The organism is Brevundimonas sp. M1A4_2e (genome assembly GCF_053345555.1).
Genome location: NZ_JBKFAI010000003.1, coordinates 283,014 through 297,740, shown reverse-complemented (window position 1 = coordinate 297,740; position 14,727 = coordinate 283,014). Strand labels below are relative to the sequence as shown.

Genomic DNA, 14,727 nt, shown 5'->3' with positions numbered 1-14,727 from the left:
GTTTTTAGCGCTTCTTCAGACTGCCCAGCACGCCGCGCAGCAGTTCGCGGGTGATGGTCGATCCGGCGGTGCGCAGCACGGATTTGGTCAGGGCTTCGACCGGGGTCTGCCGGTTGGACGGCGCGCGGGGGCGGGGCGTGGCCGGAGCGCGCGGAGCCGGCGCCGAACGCGCGGCCTTTTGGGCCGCCTTGGCCTTTGCCGCAGCGGCGGCCGTTTCGGCTTCGAGGCGGTCGGCCTGGGCGCGGCGGGCCTTCAGCACCTCTTCGGCCGACTCGCGGTTGATCGCCGTGTCATAGAGGCCGCGCACCGGGCTGGCGGCCATGGTCGCGGCGCGTTCAGCCTCGGTCGCCGGGCCGAGGCGCGAGTCGGGCGGACGGATCTTGGTCCGGGCCACCACGGTGGGGGCGCCCTTCTCATCCAGAGTTGAAACGAGCGCTTCGCCCACGCCAAGCGCCTGAATGGCCTCGGCCGTGTCGAAGGCGGGATTGGTGCGGAAGCTCTGGGCGGCGGCGCGCAGACCCTTCTGTTCGGCGGGGGTATAGGCGCGCAGGGCGTGCTGCACCCGGTTGCCCAACTGCGCCAGGACGCTGTCGGGAATGTCGGCGGGGTTCTGGGTGACGAAATAGACGCCGACGCCCTTGGAGCGGATCAGCCGCACCACCTGCTCGACCTTTTCCAGCAGGCCCTTGGGCGCGTCGTTGAACAACAGGTGCGCCTCGTCGAAGAAGAAGACCAGTCGCGGCTTCTCCGGGTCGCCGATCTCGGGCAGCTGCTCGAACAGCTCGGACAGCAGCCACAGCAGGAAGGCGGCGTACAGGCGCGGGCTGTTCATCAGCCGCGTAGCGTCCAGCACATTCACCTGGCCCCGGCCGTCCAGGGCGGTGCGCATCATGTCCTCAAGCCGCAGGGCCGGCTCGCCGAAGAAGGCCCTGCCCCCCTGCTGCTCAAGCTGAAGCAGAGCCCGCTGGATGGCGGCGATGGAGGTCGGCGAGACGTTGCCGACCTCGCGGCCGATCGCTTGAGCGTTCTCCCCGACATAGGCCAGCAGGGCGCGCAGGTCCTCCAGGTCCAGCAGCAGAAGGCCTTCCTCGTCGGCGACGTGGAAGGCGACGGTCAGCACCCCCTCCTGCACGTCGTTCAGCTCCAGCATCCGGGCCAGCAGCACCGGGCCGACGTCGGAAATGGTGGCGCGGATCGGGTGGCCCTTCTGGCCGTACAGGTCCCAGAACACGACGGGCGCCGACCTGCCGTTCAGCGTCAGCCCCATCTTGCCGGCCCGCTCGGCGAACTTCTCAAGCGCGCCGTCCTGGCTGATGCCGGACAGGTCGCCCTTCACATCGGCGCAGAAGACCGGCACGCCCGCCTCGGAAAAACCCTGCGCCATGATCTGCAGGGTGACGGTCTTGCCCGTGCCGGTGGCGCCCGCCACGACGCCGTGGCGATTGGCCCGGTTCAACAGCAGGCGCTCGGGCGCGCCCTCAAAGGACTGGCCGAGAAACAGGGCGGGGGCGTCGGTCATCAGCGGGTCTCCTGCGTGGCGAGCCATGCTTAATCGACCGCGCCGCCGCTGCAAGGCGGAACCTCGGCGGTTTACAGCGATTGACGCGGGTTCAAGCCAGCACGACAGTCCCGCCATGAAGCTTCCGATCACCGTCAATCATTCTTCGCCGGCTTCCACTGCGGTGGTGTTGATCGCCGTCGTGGCCGCAGGAGCGGCCCTCTATTGGCTCAGGGACATCCTGACCCCCCTGGCCATGGCCATGTTCCTGATGATCATGATCGACGGGGTGAAGCGGGCCATCGAAAGCCGCACGCCAATCCCGCCGCGCTTCGCCGGCGCCGCAGCCCTGCTCGTCGTGGTGCTGGGCTTCCTGTTGTCGATCTGGATCATCGTCGACGGCGCTGCGGGCTTCTTCACCGACGCCTCGGGCGTGGCGGGCAGCATCGGCCCGCGCATCGACCAGATCAGCCGCGACGTGTCCGCCCTGGTCGGGTTCAGCGATCCGCCGACCCTTCACGACATGATCGCCGGCATCGACGTGCGCGGCTGGCTGACCAGCGCCGCCTTCCAGGTTCAGGGGGCCGCGACCGGCGCCTTCTTCGTCATGATCTATCTCGGCTTCCTGTTGGCGTCTCAGGCGGGCTTCCGAAAGAAGATGGTCGGCATGTTCCCCGAACGCGGCCCGCGTCAGGAGGCGCTGGAAGTGTTCGAGCGCGTGCGCAGCGGGGTCGAGGGGTATCTGTGGGTTCAGGCCGTGACCGGGGCCATGATCTGCGCCGTCGCCTGGGTGCTGATGCGGGCCGTGGGGCTCCAGAACGCGGAGTTCTGGACCTTCGTCATCTTCATCATCGGCTTTATCCCGGTGCTGGGCGGCGCGGTCGCAGGCTGCGCCCCGCCCCTGTTCGCCCTGGTCCAGTTCGAAAGCTATTGGCCGGCGGCGGTCCTGTTCGTCGGGCTTCAGGTGCTGCTGTTCGTGGTCGGCAATCTGGTGCAGCCGCGGATGCAGGGCGACAATCAGAACATCGACCCCATCGTCGTGCTGCTGGCCCTGGCCTTCTGGGGCAAGCTGTGGGGCGTGGCGGGGATGTTCCTGTCGACGCCTCTGGCGGTGATGGCCATGGCGATCCTGGCCGAGTTCAAGGGGTCGCGCTGGATCGCCGTCCTCTTGTCGGGCGACGGCGAACCCTATGCCCGCAAACCCGGCAAGGAAAATCAGCCTAAGGGCGGTTCTTCCTGGCTCGGAAGGATTTTGGGCCGCGACGTCCCGCCGCAGGATAGAAGCCTGAAATAATCCTTCAATTGTCCTTGAAAGGCCGCAATCGCCGCCTATCTCATCCTCACACGACGCGGCCCTCCCCTCCCCCTCCCGGGCCGCGGCGTCTGAGGCCGGCGCTTCCCCTCCCCCTCCTGAGCGCCGGACCGAGCAGGCCGTCGGACATCGTTCGACGGCCTTGTTCGTTTCTGGGACCCGGTCGATACTCTGCCGTCGGGCGGTTTCCGTCAGAAGATGGCGGAAATGGGGCCTTTGCTGCTGCGCTGCGCGGGGGTGGCTCGCAAAATCGTCCACAACTGGGCCTCTTGCGCCACATGGTGCGCTGCACACTGAAAATCCATGCGTTTCGGGGCTCAAGCGGCCTAGCCGTTCTCGCCGGGCGCGCTAAGGTGCCGCGGTTTTCCCCAGCGGTTTTTCCACCGCGCCGTTTGAGACTGTCGTCATGTCCGCTGCTTCGCGCATCGTTCCCGCCGTTCCCGCTGACTTGGGAGCGCTGGAAGCGGCCTATGCGCGGATTGCGGCGCCGCCGGGAGCGCCCGAAAAGGCGCTGCTGGCTCAGGCCTTCGACGACTACGCCGCCGATGAGACGCCCGAACTGGGCGGCGACGATCTGGCGGTCCTGCTGGCCGGCGCCTGGCGCGGCGCCCAGGCCCGCAATGCAGGCGAGCCCGCCCGCATCACCGTCGGTCCTCTGGTCGACGAACACGGCGTCAACACGGGCTATGATCAGGTCCTGATTCTGCAGGACGACGGCCCCTTCCTGGTCGACAGCGTGCTGGGCGAACTGGCTGAGGCGGGCGTCACCGTCCGCGCCCTGTTCCACCCGATCGTCGAAGTCGAGGCCGGACGCCGCGACTCCCTGATCATCGTCGTCATCGACCCCCTGCCGCAGGAGCGCCGCGACGCCCTGGGCGAAGGCCTGGCCGCGGCTCTGGCCGACGTGCGCGCCGCCGTGCGCGACCACGCCGCCATGCTGGAGGCGATGGGCGCCGAGATCGCCCGCCTGGAAGCCCATCCGCCGGTGGGCGTGGCCGCCGAGGTGCTGGCCGAAAACCTGGCCTTCCTGCGCTGGGTCAAGGACGACCACTTCGTCTTCCTGGGCGCGCGCCAGTACGACTACCCGCGCGGCCCCGACGGAACCTATGAGGCCGAGGCGCCCCTGAACCAGTCCACCGACGGTCTGGGCGTCCTCAGCGACCCCGAGCGCCGCGTCCTGCGCCGCGCCAATGAGCCGGCCGTGCTGACCCCCGCCATGCAGGCCCAGCTTAACGAGAGCGAGCCGGTCACGGTGGCCAAGGGCAATATGCGCTCTCGCGTGCACCGCCGCGCCTATATGGACTACATCGGCGTCAAGCGTTTCGACGACCAGGGCCGGGCCGTGGGCGAGACGCGCTTCGTCGGCCTGTTCACCCATGAAGCCTACGACGTCATGGCCCATGAGGTGCCGCTGCTGCGCCGCAAGGTCGAGAACGCCCTGGCCCGCGCCGACAAGGCGCCGGGCAGCCACAACCACAAGCGTCTGCGCACCATCCTGGAAAACTATCCGCGCGACGAGCTGTTCCAGATCGGCGAGGACGAGCTGCTGGATACGGCGCTGGGCATCCTGCACCTGTATGACCGTCCGCGCATCCGCCTGTTCACGCGCCGCGATCCGTTCGACCGGTTCGTCTCGGTGCTGTGCTTCGTCCCGCGCGAGCGCTACGACGCCGGCCTGCGCCAGCGGATCGGCGCCATCCTGGCCCAGGCCTGGGGCGGCCGGGTGTCGGCCGCCTATCCGCAGATGTCGGACCAGCCGCTGACGCGCGTCCACTACATCATCGGCGTGACGCCGGGCGAGCATCCGGTCCCCGACCTCAAGGCGCTGGAAGCCGAGGTGGCCGAGGCCGGCCGCAGCTGGATCGACCGCTTCGAGCGCGCCCTGCGCCAGGCCGGGGTGGACGAGGCCGCCGTCGGCCCGACCAGCGCCCGCTGGGCCGAGGGCTTCGGCGTCGCCTTCCGCGACCGCTATGACGCGGCCGAGGCCGTGGCCGATCTGGAGCAGTTCGACCGTCTCAACGAGGGCGCGGCCGCCGATGGCGTCCACGCCGAGCCTGTAGCGGTGCGCGCCTTCCGCACCGCCGACGAGACCAACCTGCAGTTCCGCTTCAAGCTGTATCGTCGCGGCTCGGCCGTGCCGCTGTCGGACGTCCTGCCGATCCTGGCCGACATGGGCCTGAAGACGCTGGAGGAATCCGACCACGTGGTGCGCACGATCGGTCAGGAGCCGATCTACATCCACGACTTCCTGCTGGAAGACCCGCGCGGCGCCGACCTGGTGTTCGCCGATCTCAAGACCCCGTTCGAAGAGGCCTTCAAGGCCGTGTGGAACGGCCGCACCGAGAGCGACGGCTTCAACCGTCTGGTGCTGGAGCTGGGCGTCGACTGGCGTGAGGCGGCCCTGATCCGCACCCTGGCCCGCTATCGTCAGCAGACCGGACTGGACCCGTCGCAGGCGGTGCAGGAAGCAGCCCTGCGCGAATATCCCGACGTGGCCCGCGCCATCCTGTCGCTGTTCAAGGCCAAGTTCGACCCGGCCCACGGCGGTACGGTGGCCGAGCGCGAGGCTTCGGTCGCCGAACTCGACGCCAAGATCGAGACCCTGCTGCAGGACGTGAAGAGCCTGGATCACGACCGCGCCCTGCGCCGGATCGCGGCCCTGATCGACGGGATCAAGCGCACCAACTTCTATCAGGTCGACGCCGAGGGCCATCCGAAGGCGCACATCTCGATCAAGATCGCCGGCCAGGAGCTGGCCGACCTGCCTCTGCCCAAGCCGTTCCGCGAAATCTTTGTCTGGGCGCCGCACATCGAGGGTTCGCACCTGCGCTTCGGTCCGGTGGCGCGCGGCGGCCTGCGCTGGTCGGACCGTCGCGACGACTTCCGCACCGAGGTCCTGGGTCTGGTGAAGGCCCAGCAGGTCAAGAACTCGGTCATCGTGCCGGTCGGCTCCAAGGGCGGCTTCTATCCCAAGCAGCTTCCGGTTGGCGGCACGCGCGAGGAAATGCAGGCCGAGGCCATTCGCGCCTATAAGACCTTCCTGTCCGGCATGCTGGACATCACCGACAACATCGTCGGCGACGCCGCGCCGGTGCGTCCGGCTGACGTCGTGGCCTGGGAAGGCGACGACCCCTATCTGGTCGTGGCCGCCGACAAGGGCACGGCGACCTTCTCGGACATCGCCAACGGCGTGAGCCAGTCCTACGGCTTCTGGCTGGACGATGCTTTCGCCAGCGGTGGTTCGGCCGGTTACGACCACAAGGAAATGGGCATCACCGCGCGCGGCGCCTGGGAGGCGGTCAAGCGCCACTTCCGCGAAGTCGGCAAGGATATCCAGACCGAGCCCTTCACCGTGGTCGGCGTCGGCGACATGTCCGGCGACGTCTTCGGCAACGGCATGCTGCTGTCCAAGGCGACCAAGGTCGTGGCCGCCTTCGATCACCGCGACATCTTCATCGACCCGAACCCGGATCCCGCCCGGTCGTGGGAAGAGCGCATGCGTCTGTTCGAGACCCCGCGCACCAGCTGGCAGGACTATGACAAGAGCCTGATCTCGGAAGGCGGCGGCGTCTTCTCGCGCTCGGCCAAGTCGATCACCCTGACCCCGCAGATCAAGGACCTGCTGGACATCGAGGCTGACACGGTCGACCCGGTCACCCTGATGCAGGCCATCCTGAAGGCCCGCGCCGAACTGCTCTACTTCGGCGGCATCGGCACCTACATCAAGGGCTCGGGCGAGACCAACCTGCAGGTCGGCGACAAGGCCAATGACGCCATCCGGATCAACGGCGGCGACATCCGCGCCCAGGTCATCGGCGAAGGCGCCAACCTGGGCATGACCCAGCTGGGCCGCATCGAGGCCGCGCGTGCGGGCGTGCGTCTGAACACCGACGCCATCGACAACTCGGCCGGCGTGGACTCCTCCGACCAGGAGGTGAACATCAAGATCCTGCTGGGCGGCGCCATCGCCTCGGGCCACTTGAAGGCCGAAGACCGCAACGCCCTGCTGAAGTCGATGACCGATGAAGTCGCCGACAACGTCCTGCGCCACAACTACGACCAGACCCTGGCCCTGACCCTGCAACAGGCCGAAGGCGCTGATGCGCTGGACGCCCAGCAGGCCTTCATGCAGCACCTAGTCTCGATCGGTAAGCTGAACCGGGCGGTGGAATACCTGCCCGACGACGCCCGCATGGCCGAGATGAAGCTGCAGGGCCAGCCGCTGTCGCGGCCGGAGCTGGCGGTCCTGACTGCCTATTCCAAGCTCGAACTGTTCGACGAGATCGTCGCCTCGACGGCGCCGGACGACGCCTTCTTCGAGCGGATGCTGGTCGACTACTTCCCGACCCCGCTGGCCCAGTTCGAAGAGGACATGAAGGGTCACCGCCTGCGTCGCGACATCATCGCCACCGTGCTGTCGAACGAGATCGTCAACATGGCCGGGCCGACCTTCCCCGACCGCCTGCGCGCGGCGGCGGAATGCGACACCGCCGCCATGGTCACGGCCTTCGAGACCGCGCGCCACGTCTTCCGCCTCGATGAGGCCTGGAAGGCGGTCGAGGCCCTGGACCTGAAGATCCCGGCCGAGGCCCAGACGGCCCTGTATCAGGAGATCGCCCTGGTCCTGCGTCGCCAGACCTTCTGGCTGGCGCGCCGCGCGGCCCGTACCGAGACGACGGTCGGCGGCATGATCGCCGCCTATCAGCCCGCCGCCGACGCCCTGCGCGCCGCCGGTCCGGACGTGCTGTCGCGCTATGAGCACGCCCGCTACGAGAGCCGGGTCCAGACCTTCATCGGTCTGGGCGCGCCCGAAGAGCTGGCCCGCGACATCGCCATGCTGCGTCCGATGGTGGCCACGGCCGACATCGGCGATCTGGCGGGCGAACTGGGTTGGGACGCCCCGGCGATGGCCCGCGTCTACCACCAGGTCGGCGCCGCCTTCGACTTCGACCGCCTGCGCGTGGCGGCTGGGTCGGTGCCGTCGGGCGATCACTTCGATCGCCTGGCCGTGCGTCGCCTGATCCAGGACCTGATGACCGAGCAGCAGCAGCTGACCCGCGCCGTGGCCAAGGCCTCGGCCCAGGCGGCCGGCGCCGGCGAGGACAGCGCGGAACAGGCGGTCGAAGCCTGGATCGGCGCCCGCATGGATCAGGTGGAGGCCCTGCGCGGCTCGGTCGACGAGATCGAGACCTCGGGCTCCGGCTGGACCTTCGCCAAGCTGACCATTGCCAACGGCGCCATCCGTGAGGTGTTGGCTTCAGCTTCCTAAGCGAGGCGGCGCCGGGCGAGAGCCCGGCGTCACGCGCTACTCGCGACGCGGTCGCTCGCTGCTTGAACGCCTTTTTGGCGCTATCGCTCGCCGCGCAGCGGCTCGCTGCTTGAGTGCTTTTTGGAGCGCGATCATTCGCTGCGGCAAATCAGGGCCCGTCCGTTTCGTCGTGTGCGAGGCGGGCGGGCCTTGGCGTTTGGGGCGGGGTCGGTTTAGGTGGCGCCTTGCTGTTCAGTGAACCGGAGGGCCCATGCCCAGGAAGTTCCTCGTCGTCGTCGACGACAGTCCCGAGCTGGGCGCCGCCCTGGCCTACGCCTCCCGCCGTGCGCGCTCGACCGGGGGCCATGTGGTGCTGCTGCGCGCCCTGCCCGGCGGATCGGACGAGCACTGGTCCGGCGTCCGCGACGAAATCCGCCGTCAGCAGCGCGAAGAGGCGGAAGGCCTGCTGACCCGGCTGGGCGAGAAGGTCGCCGAAACCTCGGGCGCCCCGCCCGTCTATCTGATTGAGGAGGGCGATCCCCAGGCCGCCATCCGCAAGGCCGTCGGCGACGACCCCGACATCAAGATCCTTATCCTGGCCGCCGGGGCCAATGGCCGCGGTCCCGGCCCGCTGATCTCGGCGGTGCTGAAACAGGGCGCCGCCTTCACCGGCCGAAAACTGCCCGTCACCATCGTGCCCGGCGAACTGACCGACGAAGAGATCCAGGACCTGGCCTGACCGTCATGAAAATCCGTCTGATCGCCGCCGCCGTCCTGTTGTCGCTGGCGGCGTTCGCGCCTGACGCCCAGGCGCAGTCGGGGGCGCGAGGCTATGTGGTCCAGGGCGACTGCGACGGCCGCCCGGCGACGCAGGTGCGGATGGCGCCGGGTTATTGTCTGGGGCTGGTCTGGCAGGGCCCAGGTTGGGGAGCCGGGCATGACGGCCCGCGTATGCCGCGCGGCCTGATGCCGCTGGAGAACGGCGACTGGCTGGTCACCGATCTGGGCGCCTGGGAGGCGGACAAGGGGGCGGTGTGGCGGCTGTCGTTTGCGGCCGACGGCGCGGTGCGCTGGCGACGGCTGGCGGGCGGGCTGTCCATGCCGCACACGGTCAAGCGCGGGCCGGACGGGCGCATCTATGTGTCCGAGATGAACCGCGTCCTGACGCTGGACCCCGACGCCGCCGATGCGCAGGCCAGTGTCCGCACCGTCATCGGCGACCTGCCGGACAACCGGCTGCACGACAATCGCCATCCGCTGTCGAGCTTTGTCTTCGAGGGGAACGGCGATCTGCTGGTCAATGTCGGAGCGCCCAGCGACCGTTGCCTCGACGCGGCGGGCAAGCCGAAGGTCGATGTGCGCGGTGCCTGCGTCGAGGACGCCGCGACGGCGCAGGTGCGGCGCCACGCCTATCTGGGGAAGGGCCGCTGGGCCGAGGACAGCACCGTTTTCGCCAGCGGACTGAGGAACTCCATCGCCCTGGTGCGGCACTCGTCAGGGACGGTGCTTCAGGCCGAGAATTCGGTCGATCTGGAGACGCCGGATCATCCCTATGACGAGATCAACGTACTGACGCAGGGGCGCCATTACGGCTGGCCCTACTGCGTCGATCTGGCCACGCCCCTGCCCGGCTGGCCTGCGGGTCAGCCGCGCTGCAATGAGCGCGAGAAGCCGATCGCCCTGTTGCCGCCGCACGCGGCGCCGCTGGACCTGATCTATTATGAGGGAGCGATGTTCCCCGAACTTCAGGGACGACTGCTGATGACCTGGCACGGTTTCCGCCGCACGGCCGGGCGCATCGTGGCGGCCGAGACGGATGAGGCGGGGCGGCCCCTGACCGATATCGGCGGGCGCTACGCCATCTATCCGCGAGGCGCCCTGCCCTACCCCGCCGGGGCGCCCAGCGTGAACGGCAAGGTGCTGACGCCGGGCTGGGATAGGATCGCCGGTCGCCATCCGCGCGGCTCTCCGGTGACGATGGCGACGGCGCCGGACGGCTCCATCTGGGTCACGGATGACAGAAGCCGGGCGATCCTGAGAATCGCCCGGCCCCGGTAGGCTTGGGTTTTAAGAGGGCGGCTCAGCCCTTCTGGCCGTCCCGCTTGGCCAGGACGCGCAGGCGAAGGGCGTTCAGCTTGATGAACCCTTCCGCGTCCTTGTGATCATAGGCCTGGACGCCTTCCTCGAAGGTCACCAGGTCCTGGTCGTACAGGCTGTTGGGGCTCTCGCGGCCGATGATGGTCACGTTGCCCTTGTAGAGCTTCACGCGGACCGTGCCCGAGACCTTCTGCTGGCTGTGGTCGATGGCGGCCTGCAGCATCTCGCGCTCGGGGCTGAACCAGAAGCCGTTGTAGATGAGCGAGGCGTATTTCGGCATCAGCTCGTCCTTCAGGTGCATGGCGCCGCGATCCAGCGTGATCGACTCCATGCCGCGATGGGCGGCCAGCATGATCGTGCCGCCGGGGGTCTCATAAACGCCGCGCGACTTCATGCCGATGAAGCGGTTCTCGACCATGTCCAGACGGCCGACGCCGTTGTCATGACCCAGTTGGTTCAGCTTGGTCAGCAGGGCGGCGGGCGACAGGGCCTCGCCGTCGATGGCGACCGGGTCGCCCTTCTCATAGGCGATGGTGATGATGGTCGGCGCATCCGGGGCGTCTTCCGGCGCGATGGTGCGCTGGTGCACGAACTCGGGCGCCTCGACGGCCGGGTCTTCCAGCACCTTGCCCTCGGACGAGGAGTGCAGAAGGTTGGCGTCGACCGAGAAGGGGGCCTCGCCGCGCTTGTCCTTGGAGATCGGGATCTGGTGCTTCTCTGCGAACTCCAGCAGGGCCTCGCGGGACTTGAAGTCCCATTCGCGCCACGGGGCGACGACGCGGATGTCGGGCTCCAGCGCATAATAGCCCAGCTCGAAGCGGACCTGATCGTTGCCCTTGCCGGTGGCCCCGTGACAGACGGCGTCGGCGCCGACCATGCGGGCGATCTCGATCTGGCGCTTGGAGATCAGCGGACGCGCGATCGAGGTGCCCAGCAGATACTGGCCCTCATAGACGGTGTTGGCGCGGAACATGGGGAAGACGAAGTCGCGCACGAACTCTTCGCGCAGGTCGTCGATGAAGATGTTCTCGGGCTTGATGCCCAGCTTCAGCGCCTTTTCCTTGGCGGGGGCGAGCTCCTCGCCCTGGCCCAGGTCGGCGGTGAAGGTCACCACCTCGGCGTTATACTCCGTCTGCAGCCACTTCAGGATGATCGACGTGTCCAGCCCGCCCGAATAGGCGAGGACGACTTTCTTGGGGGCGGGCTTGCTCATCGGTCGGGAATTCCTTTCAACAGGATGCGTATCGGCGCATTCGGCGCGCTTAAAGGACCAGACGCGCCGCGATGCAAGGGCATGATTGCGGTGCCGCGTCCCGAACCGCCGCTCTAAGCAGAAAGGGCGCCGCGAGCCAGCCCGCAGCGCCCCTGTTTCCAGCTGGATTTTCAGCCGTTTATCGGCCTCAGGCGGCCAGGGCTTTGAGCGCGTCCACGAGGTCGGTCTTTTCCCACGAGAAGCCGCCGTCGGCGTCCGGCGTCCGGCCGAAATGGCCATAGGCGGCGCTGCGGCGATAGATGGGCTTGTTCAGCCCCAGGTGTTCGCGGATGGCGCGCGGCGAGGCGCCGCCGATCAGCTTGGGCAGTTCGCGCTCCAGCACCGCCTCGTCGATCTTGCCCGTGCCGTGCAGGTCGACGTGGACCGACAGGGGCTTGGACACGCCGATGGCGTAGCTGATCTGGATGGTGCAGCGGTCGGCCAGACCCGCCGCGACGACGTTCTTGGCCAGGTAGCGGCAGGCATAGGCGGCCGAGCGGTCCACCTTGGTCGGGTCCTTGCCCGAGAAGGCGCCGCCGCCGTGCGGGGCCGCGCCGCCGTAGGTGTCGACGATGATCTTGCGCCCGGTCAGGCCGGCGTCGCCGTCAGGCCCGCCGATGACGAAGGTGCCGGTCGGGTTGATGTGCCACTCGGTCTCGGCGGTGATGAAGCCGTCCGGCAGCACCTGTTCGACATAGGGCTTCACGATGGCCGCGACCTGGTCTTGGCTCAGGTTCGCCTTGTGCTGGGTCGAGACGACGATGGAGGTCGCGCGCACCGGGCGGCCGTTTTCGTAGTGCAGGGTCACCTGGCTCTTGGCGTCGGGCTCCAGGCCCGGCTCCTCGCCCGAGTGACGGGCCTCGGCCAGGGCCTTCAGGATATTGTGGCTGTAGGCCAGGGTGGCCGGCATCAGTTCCGGCGTCTCGTTCGAGGCGTAGCCGAACATGATGCCCTGGTCGCCCGCGCCCTCGTCCTTGTCCTCGCCGGCGTCGACGCCCTGGGCGATGTGGGCCGACTGCGGGTGCAGGTGGTTCTGGAACTGCAGCGTCTTCCAGTGGAAGCCGTCCTGTTCATAGCCGATGTCGCGCACGACGCCGCGGACCGTATCCTCGATTTCCTGTTCGACGCCAGGGGCCCAGTTGCCCTCCGTATCCATGATGCCCTGACCGCGGATCTCGCCGGCGATCACCACCAGATTGGTCGTCGTCAGGGTTTCACAGGCCACCCGAGCCTCGGGGTCCTTGGATAGAAACAGGTCGACGATGGCGTCCGAGATCTGATCGGCGACCTTGTCGGGGTGGCCTTCCGAAACGCTCTCGGAGGTGAAGAGGAACGACGAACGGGCCAAGGCAGGCTCCTGCGTGACGACAATGTCCTCAGACATATAAAGATATGCTTATACGTGCAAGACGGCATCTGTCCTGACGACCAGGCGGCCCCCGCCGCCTTTTTCCGGGCGTGACGCGTCTCGCAGACGCACGCGAACTATTGCGCTGCAACATTCGATGTGGCAGCAAAATCCTTTCTTGGTCAGAAAACTGGCTCGTTTCTACGATGGGGGCGAGCTTATGCCTATAGATTTGGAACAAACATGCCGAATCCAAACATCCTAGACGCGGCCCTGACCCGTCTCGACGAGGCGGCGCGCCACGTGCAGATCGATAGCGATGTGCTGGAGAAGCTGAAATATCCGCGCGAGACGATGAAGGTCCGACTGTTGATCCGCATGGACGACGGGTCGCGCAAATCCTTCCTCGCCTGGCGCTGTCGCTATGACGACACGCGCGGCCCCACCAAGGGCGGCATCCGCTTTCACCCGGCCTCCACGGCGGAGGAGGTCGAGACCCTGGCCTTCTGGATGACGGTGAAGTGCGCCGTGACCAACCTGCCCTACGGCGGCGGCAAGGGGGCGGTGCAGGTCGATCCCAAGAGCCTGTCCAAGGCCGAGCTGGAGCGGCTGTCGCGCGCCTATGTCCAGGCCTTCGCCGGCATCATCGGCCCCGACCGCGACATTCCGGCCCCCGACGTCTACACCGACGCCATGATCATGGGCTGGATGGCCGATGAATACGCGTCCATCCAGGGTCAGGCGGCGCCCGCCGTCATCACCGGCAAGCCGATCGCCCTGGGCGGTTCGGTGGGGCGCGAGGACGCCACGGCGCGCGGCGGCTTCTACCTCACCTGCCACCTGACCGAGCGGCTGGGGCTGCCGACCGAAGGCCTGCGCGTGGCGGTTCAGGGCTTCGGTAATGCGGGCCAGCACGCGGCGCGCCTGTTCCGCAGCATCGGCGCCAAGATCGTCGCCGTGTCGGACTCGGGCGGCGCCGTTCAGGCGGCCTCCGGCCTCGACCTGGACGCCCTGTTGGCGGCCAAGGCGGCTGGCCAGTCGGTGGTTCAGGCTGAACACGGCGGCAAGGTCATTTCGCCGGATGAACTGATCGCTGTCGAATGCGACGTCCTGGCCCCCTCGGCGATGGAGGACATGATCCACGACGGCAACGCCGCCTCGGTTCAGGCCAAGGTCGTGCTGGAGCTGGCCAACGGCCCGATCACGCCCGAGGGCGACCGCATCCTGGCCGAAAAGGGCGTCATCGTCCTGCCGGACATCCTGGCCAATGCGGGCGGGGTGACGGTGTCCTATTTTGAATGGGTCCAGAACCGCCAAGGCTACTACTGGACGCTGGACGAGGTGCAGTCGCGCCTCAAGACCATCATCGAGACCGAGGGCGACGCCGTGTGGTCCATCGCCGAGGACAAACAGGTCACCTTGCGCACCGCGGCCTACATCCACGCCCTGGGCCGTCTGGCGGGCGCGATCGAGGCGCACGGCACCCAGCAATTCTTCACCAGCTAGGGGGCCTTCAGCCGCAGGTTTCGGTTTCTCCAAAGCGTCGCACTTCCAACCGCTTCCCTGTCATCAGTCTTCGGCAAGGGACGGCGAGTGAAGGTTGGGAGTGCGCCGATGGACGTCTTCTACTGTCTGATCCACACGCCCGAGGCGATCACGCCGGAGCTGTGCGTCCTGTCCGGCGCCACGGAGATCGAGGCCGTGCATGGCGTCAATGAAGTCGCGCGCGACTGGCCGCGTCTGGAGCGCATAGACCTGTATCGCGGCAATCACGAGATCCGCAGCTTCGCGCCCAGCGACCTCGTCCCTACTAGCCCCATCCGCGCCCTGGCGGCGTGAAGGCCAAACGGCCGCCGCAAGGCGTCAAGGCGGTTGCATAGCGGTGAATGGAGAGTGGTGCCGCTTAGGTGACTCGAACACCTGACCCCCTCATTACGAATGAGGTGCTCTACCAGCTGAGCTAAAGCGGCCC

Annotated in this window: 9 protein-coding genes and 1 tRNA gene; 6 read left to right on the top strand and 4 right to left on the bottom strand. The window is 67.8% G+C overall.

From position 1 onward, the window contains the following. Positions 1–4 precede the first annotated feature (4 nt). Positions 5–1,519 carry a helicase HerA-like domain-containing protein gene (locus ACLBV5_RS08375; protein WP_447605385.1) on the bottom strand — a complete coding sequence of 505 codons (1,515 nt, stop codon included), beginning with the start codon at positions 1,517–1,519 and terminating at the stop codon, positions 5–7. Positions 1,520–1,634: 115 nt separating this feature from the next. Here ACLBV5_RS08375 and ACLBV5_RS08370 point away from each other — a divergent pair, with 115 nt between their 5' ends. The 4 genes from ACLBV5_RS08370 (at position 1,635) to ACLBV5_RS08355 (ending at position 10,116) form a co-directional block, all read left to right on the top strand. After that, positions 1,635–2,792, top strand: coding sequence for an AI-2E family transporter (locus tag ACLBV5_RS08370; protein ID WP_313633641.1), 1,158 nt, complete (start codon positions 1,635–1,637; stop codon positions 2,790–2,792). A 424-nt stretch (positions 2,793–3,216) separates the two neighbouring features. Then, on the top strand, positions 3,217–8,079 hold the full coding sequence (locus tag ACLBV5_RS08365; protein WP_447605384.1) for an NAD-glutamate dehydrogenase: 4,863 nt from the start codon (positions 3,217–3,219) through the stop codon (positions 8,077–8,079). Between the two features lie 250 nt (positions 8,080–8,329). Beyond that, positions 8,330–8,797 carry a universal stress protein gene (locus ACLBV5_RS08360; protein ID WP_253120874.1) on the top strand — a complete coding sequence of 156 codons (468 nt, stop codon included), beginning with the start codon at positions 8,330–8,332 and terminating at the stop codon, positions 8,795–8,797. A 5-nt stretch (positions 8,798–8,802) separates the two neighbouring features. Continuing rightward, positions 8,803–10,116: a PQQ-dependent sugar dehydrogenase gene (locus ACLBV5_RS08355; protein ID WP_447605383.1), complete on the top strand. Its 1,314-nt coding sequence runs from the start codon at positions 8,803–8,805 to the stop codon at positions 10,114–10,116. A 22-nt stretch (positions 10,117–10,138) separates the two neighbouring features. Here the strand turns inward: ACLBV5_RS08355 and ACLBV5_RS08350 are convergent, their stop codons facing one another. Together ACLBV5_RS08350 and metK are read right to left on the bottom strand one after the other, a co-directional pair. Next, positions 10,139–11,368 carry an argininosuccinate synthase gene (locus ACLBV5_RS08350; protein WP_346524515.1) on the bottom strand — a complete coding sequence of 410 codons (1,230 nt, stop codon included), beginning with the start codon at positions 11,366–11,368 and terminating at the stop codon, positions 10,139–10,141. A 187-nt stretch (positions 11,369–11,555) separates the two neighbouring features. Beyond that, entirely contained in the window at positions 11,556–12,755 is a 1,200-nt protein-coding gene (metK, locus tag ACLBV5_RS08345) for a methionine adenosyltransferase (RefSeq protein WP_025976410.1), read from the bottom strand. Between the two features lie 243 nt (positions 12,756–12,998). On the opposite strand from metK, the gene ACLBV5_RS08340 reads away from it, so the two are divergent. After that, positions 12,999–14,261: a Glu/Leu/Phe/Val family dehydrogenase gene (locus ACLBV5_RS08340; RefSeq protein WP_447605382.1), complete on the top strand. Its 1,263-nt coding sequence runs from the start codon at positions 12,999–13,001 to the stop codon at positions 14,259–14,261. Between the two features lie 108 nt (positions 14,262–14,369). After that, positions 14,370–14,594 carry an oxidoreductase gene (locus ACLBV5_RS08335; RefSeq protein ID WP_303682576.1) on the top strand — a complete coding sequence of 75 codons (225 nt, stop codon included), beginning with the start codon at positions 14,370–14,372 and terminating at the stop codon, positions 14,592–14,594. A 55-nt stretch (positions 14,595–14,649) separates the two neighbouring features. Here the strand turns inward: ACLBV5_RS08335 and ACLBV5_RS08330 are convergent. Then, positions 14,650–14,725: transfer RNA gene (locus tag ACLBV5_RS08330), tRNA-Thr, on the bottom strand. Between the last annotated feature and the right edge of the window lie 2 nt (positions 14,726–14,727).